We start from the raw sequence: 17,170 nt of genomic DNA, 5'->3' as shown, positions 1-17,170 counted from the left end.
TGTTTTTGTCATCTTGTCACAGTAACGTGATAGGTTTTGACCCTAATAGTTTTACTGTATATACAGTTGATAATTATCCGATAATAAGACTTCATGTATATATGGAGAATGCAAAGATGTCTTTTCATATATCAAAAGTGGAAAAGGTAAAGGGATCGACCTCTGTAAAGTTGGATTCTTTGGGAAATTATTATAGGATAGTCGCAGATGGAAATATATATCAGGCTCCTAAGGAATATAAAAATATACCGATAGTTGCTTCTGAAACATATGAGATACTGCATTCCTCAATTGGTGATGCTACGGCATATCGATTATATTTCGTGACTGATGGAAGAGGAAGGGTAAATAAAGTGTATAGGAAACAGGGAGAAGAAGGGCCAGAGATTATTCTAATGGAAGTAGATAAGTAAAATAATCAATTAGATTACAGGAGGGGAATAAAGAAAATGAACGCATGTAAGTATATCTGTGTATTAGTGGCATTAGCCATTATGGGTTGTTCTGGAAAGAGAAACTATCTTGGAGATGATATAAGACTATGGAAGGAAACGGAAGCGTGGGAACTTGCAAGGTGTGTTTCAAAGAACAATTTCGCCAAGGCTGAAAAGATATTAGCTAAAGGACAAATTGATGTTGATTTCAGAGAACCGAGATTTGGTGAAACTCTTTTGTTTTGGGCTATCTTAAATGAGAACATAGATGCCGTCAGGTTCCTTATAAATCATGGCGCGAATCCGAATGCACATGATACTTATAGAGGGGCATCACCGATAGCAATTGCTTCAGACTATTTCATTCGTTCAGATATATTAGAGTTTCTGCTTGCACATGGGGGAGATCCCAATGATCATGTTAAAAGAAATGAGACTCTATCGTATCTTCCAAGCGAAGAGACTCCTTTGATACGAGCAGCATTTACAAGTCTGGAAAAAACGAAAATGCTAGTTGCAGCAGGAGCAGACGTAAATTTCTTTGTTGAAGCTGATCATCATGATACGCCTTTATTATCTGCCGAAAAGAAAATGGCTCCCGACGTATTAGAATATCTGTTTTTTGAATGCAAGGCAGATTATAAGAACTCATATGTGGTAACTATAGATACGGGAGATACTTTGTCTTTTAGGGATCTGATGCTAAAAAGAAGGATCGTTACTGCAGAAGATAGTATTGTTGCAAAACGGATTATTGACTATATAGATGCACAATCTCGAAAAGAACAGCCTTAATTTGTGACAAGGAATGGATGGTAGAAAGGGAAGTCCCAATGGCTTGCCCCTTACGACTCTTGCATCGAAGGCCTACCCACAATTAAACTCACAGATTTGGCCGTTTCAAACAAATTGCCTATATTTGCCCTCGATATCAACCATATGGCTTGGAAGATGATAAGCGATAGCTATAAGTTCACCTACGATGCGGCCAACCGCCTGAAGAATGCCGTCTACGGCGAGAAGGACAACCTGGGCACCAATGCGAACAGGTTCACCGAGAAGGTGCTCGAGTACGACAAGAACGGCAACATCAAGCGTCTGGAGCGCAGGGGCAGAATGCAGAACGGCAAGTACGGCCTTGTCGACAGCCTTATAGTGACCTACACCGGTAACCAGCTGAATACGGTGAAGGACATGGCCAACAAGGTGACGTATGCGGGATCGCTCGACTTCAAGGGCACGAAGGGTACCAACTACTCGTACACGTACAATGGGAACGGCTCGCTGCTGACCGACAAGAGCCGCGGCATCGCCTTCATCTCGTACGACCTGAGCGGCAATCCCCAGAAGATCTACTTCACCAACGGCAGCATCACGAAGTACGTCTACAGTGCGACGGGCCAGAAGCTGCGCATGGTGCACTACACGGCCAAGGCGAACATCTCCCGTACGATCGGGCAGCAGGTGGAGCTGAAGGCATCGGAGATCCAGAGCACGGACTCGACGGACTACCTGCTGGGCGGCAGCCTGGTGGTGAGGAACGGCAAGATCGACAAGTACCTCTTCGACGGCGGCTACGCCCAGGCGACGGCCAGCGGCACGACGGACAAGTTCACGTTCTACTACCAAAACAAGGACCATCTGGGCACGGTGCGTGAGACGGTGACCTCGACGGGTGCGATGAAGCAGCGCGTGAACTACTATCCCTTCGGCGGCCAGCTCGTGGACACGCTGAAGGCGATGATATGGAACCGTGACTTCCAGCAGTATAAGTACAACGGCAAGGAGTTCGACAATATGTATGGCCTGAACACCTACGACTACGGCGCCCGCCAGCACTACCCCATCCTCGCAAGATGGGATCGTATTGACCCCCTCTGCGAGAAATACTACGGCGTCAGTCCGTATGCGTATTGCGCGAATAATCCTGTGAATGCCATTGATCCGGATGGAAGGGATTGGGTAAAAACTCAATGGGGTGATTATATTTGGATGGATAATGTAACGTCAGCAGAAAGAACACCAGATGGTTATTCATATATAGGGACCACAGGAAATGATATTTTACGAGATCTGAATCTTAATACTGACTTTGAAGTGCAAAATTCCGTGGGGGGTGCTATTGGATTTGATGGGGACGTTAAACTTGGCGGTGCTTTATTTGGAAATACATATAGAATAACTGCTTTTGTTGATGTTTCTGCAATTATCGAAATCAATTCTAAGAATAGTACTTCTAACAATTCAATGGGAATATATTTCAAAGGAGTCAAATTCGACGCGTACATTAATCAGAAGGGAGATTCTTCTAATGATAATTTATCCCTCAATTATAAAGGAAATATGCGATTGCAGGTGAATGATAAAAATGTATACACTCCGCTGCATTATAATAGCGACCCACAGATACGACAGACAGGTTCGATATCATTACAATCTTCTAAAGTGTTCAGTTCAAGTGAATTAAGGCAAGGACTTTTCATAAGAGAGATAGGAATTGAGGTCGGAGCAACTAATGCAAACGCTCTTTATGTCATGCCTAGAAGATTTACATGGAATCTAATGTACCAACCAATAATTAGAAAAAAATGAACAAATTAGTATTACTATTGTCAATTTTCTCTTTCATATGCTGTTCTTCCAAGAACTCAGCTAGATCAGAAGAAATAAGAAGTAAACAGAGTCAAGACATTCCAGATAGTTTAGTTGATGAAAAATTACTTGCTTTGTTCTTTGAAATGAAGGATAATCCGAACACGACGATTCTTGATTCTGCGGTATCGCTTGCTGACAGCATGGCGGATATATATATGGATGATGAGAGAGCGCATTTTAAATATGTTCTCCAGAAAATACAATTCTTAGTTTTGGGCAAACAAATGGATTCTGCAATTGATATTATTAAGAGAGATAACTGTAGTATGTGGAATAAAACTGGAGGCCCTTATTTCAAAGATATCCTTAAATGCCGAATTCTAGCAATGAGCGAAATGTCAAAGAACAATATGCACTTATATAAAACTCATATAAAAGAAGCACTTCAGTTTGTCGAGAAGTATATAACTGAAAACAGAAAAGAATATATATCTTTCTTATATAATGATTTACCACATCATAAAGGGAAGTATTATGTAACAATTCAAGAATATATTTACTATTCATATCTATTATATGGGGAAGACGAAGCTGATCGAAGGTTAAAAGAGTATCAGGAATTATATAATATTCCAGAAAACAATATAGAACAATTAAAGCTACTATATAAAATGGATATCATGGATTTCTTTCCTATGTAGGTAATAGAAGCTATGAAGGCTTTCGGCGTAGATCCAGAGCACGGACTCGACGGACTACCTGCTGGGCGGCAGCCTGGTGGTGAGGAACGGCAAGATCGACAAGTACCTCTTCGACGGCGGCTATACCCCTCATTCCATGTTCCTGCCCACCCCACCGCGGTCCCTGAGCCTGTCGAAGGGCCAACCGCCACCATGGCATGCCCAAGAAGGGATACCTCACAATATACGCCACAGATTTGGCCGTTTCAAACAAATTGCCTATATTTGCCCTCGATATCAACCGTAAAGATAAGTTATGCAGAAAGTTTATATATCATTATTTATCGTAGTGTTATTCTCGTGTTGCTCAAAAGGATATAATAGAGTAGAATTGATAGCTGGCGATAGCTGCCAGTATTGGTATTATGCGCATTTTGATCCTTATATCAAGACAAAATTCTACATGTACTTTGATCGTAAGGGGAAAATGTATACTCTCGCAGAAAGGTATGCCGACAAGAAATGCTATCTCTATGAGATAGATGATGTGGTAGTTACTCCGAGATGGTCTTTGGTGAATGATTCTGTAATTAAGATGGGTGACCTCAATTGGAAATTGAACATTGTGAATGATACATTCTTGATTGTAACATATGATGAATTTCATTGGGTAGACACGCTATACAAGGTAACGGATCCTCATTTGCTAAAGAAACTACAAGAGGTTCCAATTCCTTGAAGGTAAAAGAATAGGCCATTTGTCGCATCAACCCGCCTTACGTACAGTAACAGGGAAAAACAAATTGCCTATATTTGCCCTCGATATCAACCATATATCGCATGGGATTGCAAAAGCACCCTCTCGCTGTGAAACAGTATAATAATGCTGACAGGCCCTTCTTGGACAAGCCAAGCGAGCGGTTCTCCTTTCGACAGGTTCAGGGACCGCTGGTGGGGCTCAGCAACCGTGGAAATCGGGGATTTCCGACTGACAGAATGAGCCAGAGGTGTCCCCCTCTATACTTGACCCCCTATAGGGGGCTAAAAGTATATAGAATTGGTGAGCAGACAGATGTTAAATCTACCAACTCTGGCAAAGTCTATGGTTATGGTACAACATACAATAAAATTATGAAAAGAATTCTCTGCTTATTTTGTTTTTTCTTGATAGGTATCCATATGTATGGTAAGAGGAAAAACATAATGTATTATGTTGAAGTTCCAGAATACATGGTTGCCCAATTGGATAGTGTATATTATAGTTGTACCAATGAGTTTCATGTTGGGGCGGGGATAAACGTACACAATCTAGTTAATTATAAGGATACATCCTTTAAAGATGGTATATATGTCTTCAGAGGAATGGGGCCCCATTTTCAGCAGTTGATGTTTATTAGGTATAAGCACAAATTGTATTTCTTTAATGCTCATAATGCGATAAATGTGCAGAAACAATTGATGGATGCAAAGGAGAAATTACTTATTGAGTCAAGTGATTATGTCTTATATCTCAAACACATAGCTGATTACATTTACGAATCATATGAGGCTGAAGATTATTATTATGAGGCTATAGAAGAGAGTTATCATGATGGCATATTACTTCCTCTAGGAAATTGAGGCAATAAGACGTGTAAGTCGTAAGAAATATCATAGGACTGCTCACTTTTGTCCTAAAAATGTGCCGAAAAAAGTGGTCGTCTGATGTTGTGAACCAGAAAAACTAAGGGGGACTTTTAGTTCCTTTTCCCCCTGTTTGGCGTAGAGATGGGGGCTACTTTGGGTAGGGGTGGCTTCTTACAGTCAAGGAGATTATCTCCATGACGGTAAGGAATGGCACCTACGAGAGAAGGAGATAATCTCTTATAGGGTATAGGGATTATCTCTTTCACTTGTAGAGCCTATCTCCATGACTCTTGGGGCCTATCTCTTTGAGGGAAAGATGCCACCCTGTCCTCGTATATGTATAATCATCTTATTATCAACTGATTACAAAAACCGCCTAAAACTCGCGTCTATGGCCCTCACTCCAGCGTTCCTGACCTCTGTGCGAGTTATGAACGATCGTTTGTAAAGATATATCGTATTTGGCCCTTCGACAAGCTCAGGAACCACTCAGGGGCCGCTCTGGGACAACCCTTCGACAGGCTCAGGGACCGTGGGGCATTGCTTCGGCAGGCTCAGCAACCGCAAGCTTGGGAGCGGGGGCTCTTTGGGACGAGAAACAGCGTCATTTATCAGAAATGCACATCAATATACATAAAACATACATTATTGGCTACAAAATATGAATTTTTATTCGAAAACGCTTGGTTGTTTCGCAGATTTTGCATAATTTTGCAGCCCAAAAGAGAGAAATATTGTAATTAAACAAATAGTTATGGCAGAACAATTAGAAGTGAAGGAGCTGGACCAGGTTGTTGTCCGCTTCTCGGGTGATTCCGGTGACGGTATGCAGTTGGCCGGAAACATTTTTTCTACGGTCAGTGCCACCGTTGGTAACGGCATCTCTACATTCCCAGACTACCCAGCGGACATCCGCGCCCCGCAAGGCTCGCTGACGGGTGTCTCAGGCTTCCAGGTACACATCGGCGCCGGAAAGGTGTACACCCCGGGCGACAAGTGCGACGTGCTCGTTGCGATGAACGCCGCCGCCCTGAAGACGCAGTACCGCTATGCTAAGCCGGGTGCCACGATCATCATCGACACCGACTCGTTCGGTCCGAAGGATCTGGAGAAGGCACAATTCAAGACTGAGGACTACCTCGGTGAGATGAACATCGACCCCGACCGTGTGATCCAGTGCCCGCTCACCACCATGGTCAAGGACTGTCTGGCCGACTCGGGCATGGACAACAAGGCGATGCTGAAATGCCGTAACATGTTCGCCCTCGGACTCGTCTGCTGGCTCTTCGACCGCGACCTGACTCTGGTGGCCAACTTCCTCAAAGAGAAATTCGCTAAGAAGCCTGCCATCGCAGAGAATAATATTAAGGTGGTGCAGGCCGGCTACGACTACGGTCATAACACCCACTCCTCGGCTGTCAACGTATACCGCATTGAGTCGAAGGAGAAGGTGCCCGGACGTTATATGGACATCACAGGTAACAAGGCCACGGCCTACGGCTTCATCGCCGCTGCCGAGAAGGCCGGTCTCCGTCTGTACCTGGGTTCCTACCCCATCACCCCTGCCACCGACGTGCTCCACGAGCTGTCGAAGCACAAGTCGCTGGGCGTGACCACCGTACAGTGCGAGGATGAGATCTCGGGCTGTGCCTCAGCACTGGGCGCCTCGTTCGCCGGTGCCCTGGGCGTGACCTCGACCTCCGGTCCTGGTATCTGTCTGAAGAGTGAGGCCATGAACCTCGCCGTGATCATGGAGCTGCCGCTCGTGGTGCTCGACGTACAGCGTGGCGGTCCTGCCACGGGTCTGCCCACGAAATCAGAACAGACCGACCTGCTGCAGGCTCTCTTCGGCCGTAACGGTGAGAGTCCGATGCCGGTGATGGCCGCCACCAGTCCTACCGACTGCTTCGACGCCGCCTACCAGGCTTGTAAGATCGCCCTGGAGCACATGACACCTGTGGTGCTGCTCACCGATGCCTTCGTGGCCAACGGCTCGGGTGCCTTCAAGCTCCCCGAGATCGCCAAGCTCGACCCGATCAATCCGCCATACGTGCCCGAGGAACTGAAAGGAAAATGGACACCGTATATGCGTGCCGAGAACGGTACCCGTTACTGGGCCGTGCCGGGTCGTGAGGGCTTCGCTCATATCCTCGGCGGACTGGAGAAAGACTCTAACACAGGCGCCATCTCTACGAACCCGGAAAACCACGACCTGATGACGCGTCTGCGCCAGCAGAAGATCGCGAACATCCAGGTGCCCGATCTGGAGATCGACGGCGACGTACAGGATGCCGACCTGCTCATCGTGGGCTTCGGTTCTACTTACGGTCATCTGCACTCTGCCATGGACGAGCTCCGTGCCAAGGGCTACAAGGTGGCTCAGACGCACTTCAAGTACCTGAACCCGCTGCCGAAGAACACGGCCGACGTGCTGAAGAAGTATAAGAAGGTGGTTGTGGCCGAGCAGAACATGGGTCAGCTCGCCGGTTACCTGCGCATGAAGGTCGACAACTTCGTTCCGTTCCAGTTCAACCAGGTAAAGGGTCAGCCTTTCATTGTTTCCGAACTCGTAGACTCGTTCGAGAATATAATTAAGAGTTAAGAGTTAAGAATTAAGAAATAAATGACTCTGGAAAATCCGATAGAAAACCGTGCTTATCAGTTCGCCTTGCGAATGGTAAAAGCATACAAGTATCTGACAAGACAACAATCAGAATTTGTGTTATCTAAACAGATGCTTCGAAGCGGTACCTCAATTGGCGCTATGATGCGTGAGGCTAAATTTGCACAAAGCCGTGCAGACTTTATAAGCAAGACCTCGATCGCATTAAAAGAAGCCAATGAGACTCTCTACTGGATTGAACTCTTACATGATAGTGAATATATAGATGATAAAACCTTTGAGTCTATTCACAATGAAGCTAACGAGATAACATCCATTTTAGCATCAATTGTGAAGACGACCAAAGAAAACTCTGATAAATATGACAATAATGACTGTAATATTCTTAACTCTTAATTCTTAACTCTTAATTAAAATGTTTACAGCAAATGATTTCAAGAAAGGCCAGCCTCGTTGGTGCCCTGGTTGCGGTGACCACTTCTTCCTGGCTTCACTCCATAAGGCTATGGCCGAGATCGGCGTAGCTCCCGAGAACGTAGCAGTGATCTCTGGTATCGGCTGCTCCAGTCGTCTGCCCCACTACATGGCGACCTACGGCATGAACACCATCCACGGTCGTGCCGCCGCCATCGCCACGGGTGCGAAGGTTGCCAACCCCGACCTGACCGTATGGCAGGTGTCGGGCGACGGTGACGGACTGGCTATCGGTGGTAACCACTTCATCCATGCCAACCGCCGTAACATCAATCTGAACATGATCCTTCTGAACAACCGTATCTACGGATTGACGAAGGGTCAGTACTCACCCACCTCACCACGTGGCTTCGTGTCGAAGTCGAGCCCTTACGGAACGGTAGAGGATCCGTTCCGTCCTGCCGAGCTCTGCTTCGGTGCCCGCGGCCATTTCTTCGCCCGTGCCGTCGCCACCGACGCCAAGGGAACCGTAGAGATCCTGAAGGCCGCCTACGAGCACAAGGGTGCCGCCGTCTGCGAGATCCTGCAGAACTGCGTGATCTTCAACGACCACTGCCATGACATCGTGTACAACAACGAGGGTCGTAAGAAGAACGCCATCTACGTGCGCCACGGTGAGAAGCTCGTGTTCGGTGAGAACAACGAGTTCGGACTGGTACAGGAGGGCTTCGGCCTGAAGGTGGTGGAGATCGGCAAGGACGGCTACACCATCGACGATGTACTCGTTCACGATGCTCACTGCGAGGACAACACCCTGCAACTGAAGCTCGCCATGATGACTCCGGAAGACGGCTTCCCCATCGCCCTCGGCGTGATCCGTGACGTGGATGCACCGACCTACGACGAGGCCGTTCACGCTCAGTTGGAAGAGGTGAGCGCTCAGAAGAAGTATCACAACTTCACCGAGCTGCTGGAAACCAACGACATCTGGACTGTCAGCGAATAGGCTGAAGAAGATATCCACACACAACCAAGGATAAAAGGACAGAGCGCTCTGCCCTTTTATCCTTTTTTGATTCCTGTCAATCAGAGGCCCAAAAAGGCAATCGTTTGCAAAGTCTACTTGACAATTCCGCCAAAGAGAGCAAGAGCAAAAGAAGTATTTGTGTATTTATACACTCGTTATACGGGTATTTTATTTCATTCTTATTACTTTATTCTCAAAAACTTACTACCTTTGTGGCGGTTTTCAAAAAACGACCACAAGAATCTAAGAATTATCAACAATTACTATTAGATATGTTTCACATATACAAAGGATTTCCACTCGTTGAGACGTACCATAAGATGCGTTTTCAACGTAAATACCATCCTGCCGATGGTACCAAAAGGGCTATCAAGATTGCTCTGGTAGCCATAGTAACCCTCTTGCTTTGGAACATGCCTTCCGAGTGGTACGGCATCCAGAACCTGACCGTCATCCAGCAGCGCATCATCGCCATCTTCGCGTTTGCCACACTGATGTGGGTTCTTGAGGTGGTCTCCTCGTGGGCCACGTCAATCGCCATCATCGTCATCATGCTGCTGTTCTGTACGGACAGTGGTATCGCACCGATGGTGAATGAGGAGGTTGTAGGAAAAGTACTGAGTCACAAGGGCGTGATGGCCACGTTCGCCGACCCGACCATCATGCTGTTCATCGGTGGATTCGTGCTGGCTATCGCCGCCACGAAGACAGGTCTCGACGCTCAGTTGGCTAAGGTATTGCTGAGACCATTCGGCACACGCAGTGAGATGGTGCTGTTGGGCTTCCTGCTCATCACCGGTCTGTTCTCGATGTTCGTGTCGAACACAGCCACCGCCGCTATGATGCTCACCTTCCTGACACCGGTGTTCCGTCAGCTGCCGCCCGAAGGCAAAGGCCGTGTCGCATTGGCCATGTCGATTCCCGTGGCTGCCAACCTCGGTGGTATGGGTACCCCTATCGGTACACCGCCAAACACCATCGCCCTGAAATACCTGAACGACCCTGAGGGTCTGAACCTCGGTCTGGGCTTCAGTCAGTGGATGATGTTCATGTTCCCCCTCGTCATCCTGCTGCTGTTCATCAGCTGGAGGATCCTCCTGAAGATGTTCCCCTTCACCCAGAAGAACATCGAACTGACCATTGAGGGCGGCATACAGAAGGGACGTCACTCGTGGATCGTCATCGTGACATTCTTCGTCACCATCGCTCTCTGGCTGTCTGACAAGTTCACTGGCATCAACTCTAATACAGTGGCCATGATACCGTTCATGGTGTTCGCCCTGACGGGTGTCATCAACAAGCGCGACCTGGAGCAGATCAACTGGAGTGTCATCTGGATGGTGGCCGGAGGCTTCGCCCTCGGCTATGGTCTGAACGCCTCTGGTCTGGCAGCCAATGCCGTGGAGAGCATTCCCTTCGGTGAGTTCTCACCAGTGCTCATCCTGCTTCTTGGCGGTGCTATCTGCTACCTGCTGTCGAACTTCATCTCGAACTCGGCTACGGCAGCACTGCTCATGCCGATCCTGGCTATCGTCTGCGGTGCCATGGGCGACAAACTCGATCCTATCGGTGGTACCCCGACCGTACTGATTGGTGTGGCCATCGCCGCTTCGTCGGCCATGATCCTGCCGATCTCTACCCCGCCGAACGCTCTGGCCTTCGCTACTGGTTATGTGAAGCAGAACGACATGGTGAAGATGGGTATCATCATGGGCTTCATCTCGATGCTCTTCGGCTTCGGCCTCGTGTACCTGATGGGTACGCTCCACCTGATCTAAGAGAATTTCATCTATTATATACCAACAAAAAATCCCGCTCTGCCTTGAGCGGGATTTTTTGGTATTAAGAGCAAAAGATTTAACGCCAAATCTGCGACTAAATGAAATTAAATGATTATCTTTGCAACCGTAAACTATAAATTAATTCAACCAACAAGTTATAATCATGACTAATAATCTTACAACAAGACTTCTTCTTGTCGTACTTACATGTATGATCGGAACAAATGTCTATTCCTATGACATCGCAGTAAAGAATGCTCAAGGCACCGACATTTATTACAACTATGCTAATAACAATAAGGATTTAGAGGTGACATTCCTTTCTCCAGAGGACACTTCATATTATGGCGATGTTGTTATCCCAGAAGAGGTGACCTATCTGGACGTAACATACAAGGTGGTCTCTATAGGCGACTACGCTTTTGCATATTGTCACAAACTGATATCGGTGACCATACCTAACAGCGTTACATCCATAGGTGATTACGCTTTCCAAGGATGCAGCAACATGGTTTCTATAACCATACCCAATAGCGTAATTGCTATAGGAACATTTGCCTTCACGGAATGTAACAGTTTAACTTCTATAACCATACCAAATAGCGTAACTGCTATAGGTAATCATGCATTTAGTGGTTGTAATAGTTTAATCTCGGCTTTATTCCTTTGCGCCCCTACCTCCATAGGTCAAGAAATCTTCCACGATTGTACAAACTTTAAAGATGTGACTTTTGATTGTGAAACGGTTACACCTTTATTAAAAGAAACCAAATCTGTCCAAAATGTTGTGATGACAGAGAATGTAACATCTATCCATCCAGAAGCGTTCTACAGATGTAGCGACCTTGCCACAGTAACCATTCCTAACAGCATCACCACCATTGGTGATGGAGCTTTCCAACAGTGCCGTAATCTGTCCACAATAACGATCCCTAATAGTGTTACTTCGATTGACAGCTATGCGTTCTATGGATGTGAGAACCTGACTTCTGCACAACTTTCTTGTTCCCCAACCTCAATAGGTCAAGGAATATTCTTCAACTGCTCTAACTTAAAAGAAGTGACTTTTGATTGCGAAACGGTCACGCCAATATTAAAAGAAACCGAATCTGTCCAGAAAGTTGTGATGACAGAAAAAGTAATATCTATCCATCCAGAGGCTTTCTACAGATGTAGCGACCTTACCACAGTAACTATCTCTAACAACATCACCGCCATTAGTGATGGGGTTTTCCAAGAGTGCAGTAAGCTCGCATCGGTGACCATCCCCAACAGTATCACCACCATTGGTAATGGAGCTTTCCGAGAGTGCAGTAAGCTCACATCGGTGACCATCCCCAGCAGTATCACCACCATTGGTAATGGAGCTTTCCGAGAGTGCAGTGATCTATCCACAATTGCGATTCCTAATAGCGTCACATCGATTGGCGATTATGCGTTCTTGGGATGTGAGAACCTGGCTTCTGCACAACTTTCTTGTTCCCCGACCTCAATAGGTCAAGGAATTTTTTTCTACTGCTCCAACTTAAAAGAAGTGACTTTTGATTGTGAAACGGTCACGCCAATATTAAAAGAAACAGGCTCTGTCCAGAAAGTTGTGATGACAGAAAAAGTAACATCTATCCATCCAGAAGCATTCTACGGATGTAGCGACCTTACCACAGTAACTATTCCTGACGACATTACCACCATTGGTGATTATACATTCTTTGAATGTAGCAAGCTAAACTCGGTGATTATCCCTAACAGTATCACCACCATTGGTGATCGGGCTTTCGCGGGCTGTAGTAATTTATCCACAATAACGATTCCTGATAGCGTCACATCCATAGGTGATGGAGCCTTCCTAGGGTGCAGCGGCTTGAATTCCTTGTCTATTCCAGGAAACGGGGAAACATCTATTAAAGTAAATGCATTTAGTTTTTGTACAGAATTATCTTCCATTGAAATTGGCGATGGCGTAAAAAGCATTGGTGAAAAGGCTTTCGCCAGTTGTCAGAATGCCACGTCACTAGTTATCGGTAACCATGTGACAGACATTGGCAAGGATGCCTTTAACTCATGTTATGGGTTGAAGTCTGTAACCATGGGCGAACACGTTAGGTCGATAGACGAAGGGGCTTTTATGAATTGCCAAGGCCTAATAGCTGTTCACATTCCTGATCTGGCGGCATGGTGCAACATTGATTTCAAAGACCGTGAGGCAAACCCCTTGGCGAATGCTCATCATCTCTATATTGGCGAGGAAGAGGTTAAGGATCTCATGATTCCGGAGGGTATAAAAAAGATTAACCCCTATACATTCTGCTGTGCGGAAGGGTTCACTTCTGTTACTTTCCCAGAGGGAGTGATTTCCATAGACTATAAAGCTTTTGAGGAATGCACCAACCTGACCTCTGTAATTCTTCCGAACAGTTTCACATCTATTGGCGCCTGGGCTTTCTATGGATGCCATGGCATAACCACCATAGCTTTACCGAACTCTATTACCTCCATAGAAGATAATGCTTTCATGAATTGTTCAAGACTAACATCCTTCGTTATACCTGAAAGTTTGACAAGTCTTGGTGTATGTGTGTTTAACGAATGTTACGCCATGACTGATCTTTACGTGTATCATACGACTCCCTTCGCTGCTGAAGAAGAGACATTCTTCGACGAGACACAACAGCAGCAAACATTACACGTGCCGACTGGCTGTAAGGAGGCATACATGGCAGCTCCTTATTGGAAGGACTTCTCTAAGATTGTCGATGATATCACATCGACAGGCATTTCCACAATGAAGACAGACGATGAGGATGACCAGATCTTCGACATCAAAGGAAACCGCATTGACAACCTCCAGCATGGCCTAAACATCATCAAGAAGAAAAACGGCCAGGTTGTCAAAATTTTCAAATAGCATCTATGCTATATCTGATACATCTCTTGACTTTATGATCATTTTAACCAGTACACCAGAAATGAAAAAATACTTCACAACAAGACTTCTTCTTGTCATACTCGCATGTATGATCGGAACAAACGGCTATTCCTATGACATCGCTATGATGAATAATGAGGGTGTAACCATTTATTACGATAGCATTGGCACTGAAGGCAATTACGAATTGGAGGTAACGTTCTCGTCTTATAACGAAGCCTCATATTCAGGAAATATAGTCATCCCAGAGAAAGAGACTTATATGGGTAAAACATATAAGGTTATTTCCATAGGCAAAAGAGCTTTCTTAGAGTGTAGCAATCTAACTGCTATAACGATTCCTAATAGCGTTACATCAATAGGTGAATGTGCTTTCTTGGGATGTAGCAATCTGACTGCCATAACGATCCCGAATAGCGTTACATCAATAGGCTATGGTGCTTTCGAAGAATGCAGCAATTTGACAACAATAACCATCCCGAATAGCGTTACATCAATAGGCCATGGTGCTTTCTTGGCATGCAGCAGTCTGACAACAATAGCCATTCCGGATGGCGTTACATCCATAGGTTGGGCCACATTCTCTGGTTGTACCAGTCTGACTTCTATATCAATCCCTAACAGTGTCACATTTATAGACAACAGCGCTTTCAGGAAATGTACCAATCTAAACTCTATAACGATTCCCGACAACGTCACATTAATAAGTAAAGGTGTTTTCGAAGATTGTTCCAATCTGAACTCAATATCAATCCCCAACAGTGTCACATCCATTGACTGCTGTGCCTTTAAAGGGTGTAACAGTCTGACTACTATAACGATTCCTAACAGCGTCAAATCTATAGACGAAAGCGCCTTCGAGGATTGCAGCAGTTTAACGAATATAACACTCTCTGACAACGTTACATCAATAAGCAATAGCACATTCAAGGGATGCAGCAGTCTGACGAATATAACAATCCCTAACAACATCACGTCAATAGGCGTTAGTGCTTTCGAGGGATGCAGCAGTCTGACAACCATAATGATCCCCAACAGCGTCACGTCAATAAACGAATGTGCTTTTGATGGATGCAGCAGTTTGAACTCTATAACAATCCCTGACAACGTCACGTCAATAGGCAATGGTGCTTTCGAGGGATGTAAAAGTCTGACTAGTATAACAATCCCTAACAGCATCACTTCAATAAACGAAGGGACTTTTTGGCGATGCAGCAGTTTGAACTCTATAACAATCCCAGACAACATCACTTCAATAGGCCGTGGTGCTTTCGAGGGATGCAGTAGCCTGACTGCAATAACGATTCCTAACAACGTTACTTCAATAGGCTATGGTGCTTTTTCTGGTTGCACAGGTTTGGTATCTGTTACTATACTTTGTTCTCCCACCTATATAGGTTCTGAAATCTTCCACGATTGTAGCAACCTAAAAGAAATAACGCTGGACTGTGAGACCGTCAATTCAAAACAGTTACTTGGAGCGTATACTATCGAGAAAATTATGTTAACGGAAAAGGTGACATCTATCGACGATTATGCTTTCGATTATTTTTATAATCTCACTTCCATAAATATTCCTAATAGTGTCACATCAATAGGCGAAGGAACCTTCAGAGACTGCAAAAGCCTGACTACCATTGCCCTCCATGACGGCATCACATTAATAGGTGACGCTGCTTTTAAGGGTTGTAGCAGTCTGACGAATATAACAATCCCCAACAGCGTCACTTCAATAGGCCAGAGCGCTTTTGAGGAATGTATCGATCTGAATTCTATAACCATTCCAGGCAAGATTACATCCATCGGTGATTATGCCTTCACACGTTGCGAAAACCTGACAACAATAACTCTTCTTAACGGAGTTACATCCATAGGTAGCAATGCCTTCAACGGATGCCGTAGCTTAACTACAGCATCTCTCCCCAACAGCCTCACGAACATTGGCGAATATGCTTTTGCAGGATGCAGCAGGTTGAGCTCTATAACAATCCCCGACAATGTCAAGTCAATAGACGAAGGAACCTTCAGAGACTGCGATAGCCTGACAACCATTACCCTCCATGACGGCATCACAATAATAGGTGACGTTGCTTTTAAAGGATGTAGCAGACTGACCACCATTGCCCTTCATGACGGCATCACAATAATAGGTGACGCTGCTTTTAAGGGTTGTAGCAATCTGACGAATATAACAATCCCCAACAGCGTCACTTCAATAGGCCAAAGCGCTTTCGAGGAATGTTTCAGCCTAGCTTCTATAACTATTCCAGGCAAGATTACATCCATCAGTGATTATGCCTTCACACGTTGCGAAAACCTGACAACAATAACTCTTCTTAACGGAGTTACATCCATAGGTAGCAATGCCTTCAACGAATGCTATAGCTTAACTACAGCATCTCTCCCCAACAGCCTCACGAACATTGGCGAATATGCTTTTTCAGAATGCAGCAGTTTAAACTCTATAACAATCCCCGACAACGTCACGTACATAGGCCAAAGCGCTTTTGCGGAATGTAGAAACCTCACGACAATAAATATCCCTAATGGCGTCACGTCAATAGCCTTAACGACTTTTATAGAATGCAGCAGTCTGACGAATATAACAATCCCCGACAACGTCACGTATATAGGTGAAAGCGCCTTCGAAGGATGTGAGAAACTGGCATCCATCCACATTCCTCAAAGTGTGACGAACCTCGGTCTTTATTTCATTGACTGGTGCTTCAATATGACAGACCTCTATGTCTATCACACTACCCCTCTTGCCATTAGCGAAGAGACTTTGTTTTTGCCATTACAACAGCAAGCGACATTACACGTGCCGACGGGCTGTAAAGAGGCGTATATGACTGCTCCTTACTGGAAGGACTTCTCCAAGATTGTCGATGACATCACATCGACAGGCATTGCCTCTATCACGACGGACGATGAGGATGACCAGATCTTCGACATCAAAGGAAACCGCATCGACAACCTCCAGCATGGCCTAAACATCATCAAGAAGAAAAACGGCCAGGTTGTCAAGATCCTCAAATAGCATTTCAGACCTTCATATACAAAC

At 45.4% G+C, this 17,170-nt stretch carries 12 protein-coding genes; 11 read left to right on the top strand and 1 reads right to left on the bottom strand.

Features of this window, described 5'->3' with window-relative positions:
- Positions 1-101: 101 nt before the first annotated feature.
- The 4 genes from BLU99_RS10425 to BLU99_RS10410 all read left to right on the top strand — a co-directional run bounded on the left by BLU99_RS10425 (position 102) and on the right by BLU99_RS10410 (position 3,730).
- Positions 102-413, top strand: a complete 312-nt coding sequence (locus tag BLU99_RS10425) for a mediator of RNA polymerase II transcription subunit 6 family protein (protein ID WP_176771123.1) — start codon at positions 102-104, stop codon at positions 411-413.
- 36 nt (positions 414-449) lie between these two features.
- The gene (locus BLU99_RS10420; protein WP_091901841.1) at positions 450-1,229 is read left to right on the top strand and encodes an ankyrin repeat domain-containing protein; all 780 of its coding nucleotides are present in this window, start codon (positions 450-452) and stop codon (positions 1,227-1,229) included.
- Positions 1,230-1,373: 144 nt separating this feature from the next.
- Positions 1,374-3,026, top strand: coding sequence for an RHS repeat-associated core domain-containing protein (locus tag BLU99_RS10415; RefSeq protein ID WP_091901838.1), 1,653 nt, complete (start codon positions 1,374-1,376; stop codon positions 3,024-3,026).
- Positions 3,023-3,730 carry a hypothetical protein gene (locus tag BLU99_RS10410; protein WP_091901836.1) on the top strand — a complete coding sequence of 236 codons (708 nt, stop codon included), beginning with the start codon at positions 3,023-3,025 and terminating at the stop codon, positions 3,728-3,730. The genes BLU99_RS10415 and BLU99_RS10410 overlap by 4 nt, the downstream gene beginning before the upstream one ends.
- 10 nt (positions 3,731-3,740) lie before the next feature.
- On the opposite strand, the gene BLU99_RS10405 is transcribed toward BLU99_RS10410, so the two are convergent.
- Positions 3,741-3,950: a hypothetical protein gene (locus BLU99_RS10405; RefSeq protein ID WP_144006133.1), complete on the bottom strand. Its 210-nt coding sequence runs from the start codon at positions 3,948-3,950 to the stop codon at positions 3,741-3,743.
- A 626-nt stretch (positions 3,951-4,576) separates the two neighbouring features.
- Between BLU99_RS10405 and BLU99_RS10395 the strand changes: the two genes are divergently transcribed.
- The 7 genes from BLU99_RS10395 (at position 4,577) to BLU99_RS10365 (ending at position 17,146) form a co-directional block, all read left to right on the top strand.
- Positions 4,577-5,329 carry a hypothetical protein gene (locus tag BLU99_RS10395; RefSeq protein ID WP_144006132.1) on the top strand — a complete coding sequence of 251 codons (753 nt, stop codon included), beginning with the start codon at positions 4,577-4,579 and terminating at the stop codon, positions 5,327-5,329.
- A gap of 760 nt (positions 5,330-6,089) precedes the next feature.
- Positions 6,090-7,937, top strand: coding sequence for a 2-oxoacid:acceptor oxidoreductase subunit alpha (locus tag BLU99_RS10390; RefSeq protein WP_091901828.1), 1,848 nt, complete (start codon positions 6,090-6,092; stop codon positions 7,935-7,937).
- A gap of 21 nt (positions 7,938-7,958) precedes the next feature.
- Positions 7,959-8,354, top strand: a complete 396-nt coding sequence (locus BLU99_RS10385; RefSeq protein ID WP_091901826.1) for a four helix bundle protein — start codon at positions 7,959-7,961, stop codon at positions 8,352-8,354.
- A 19-nt stretch (positions 8,355-8,373) separates the two neighbouring features.
- The gene (locus tag BLU99_RS10380; RefSeq protein WP_369807721.1) at positions 8,374-9,378 is read left to right on the top strand and encodes a 2-oxoacid:ferredoxin oxidoreductase subunit beta; all 1,005 of its coding nucleotides are present in this window, start codon (positions 8,374-8,376) and stop codon (positions 9,376-9,378) included.
- 293 nt (positions 9,379-9,671) lie between these two features.
- The gene (locus BLU99_RS10375) at positions 9,672-11,177 is read left to right on the top strand and encodes an SLC13 family permease (RefSeq protein WP_176771121.1); all 1,506 of its coding nucleotides are present in this window, start codon (positions 9,672-9,674) and stop codon (positions 11,175-11,177) included.
- A gap of 214 nt (positions 11,178-11,391) precedes the next feature.
- The gene (locus BLU99_RS10370) at positions 11,392-14,085 is read left to right on the top strand and encodes a leucine-rich repeat domain-containing protein (protein WP_176771120.1); all 2,694 of its coding nucleotides are present in this window, start codon (positions 11,392-11,394) and stop codon (positions 14,083-14,085) included.
- 34 nt (positions 14,086-14,119) lie between these two features.
- Positions 14,120-17,146, top strand: a complete 3,027-nt coding sequence (locus BLU99_RS10365; protein ID WP_091901819.1) for a leucine-rich repeat domain-containing protein — start codon at positions 14,120-14,122, stop codon at positions 17,144-17,146.
- Positions 17,147-17,170 lie beyond the last annotated feature (24 nt).

It is taken from the genome of Prevotella sp. lc2012, from assembly GCF_900107065.1.
In the GTDB taxonomy this organism is placed as follows: Bacteria; Bacteroidota; Bacteroidia; order Bacteroidales; family Bacteroidaceae; genus Prevotella.
This window is presented reverse-complemented; position numbering and strand designations above follow the sequence as displayed.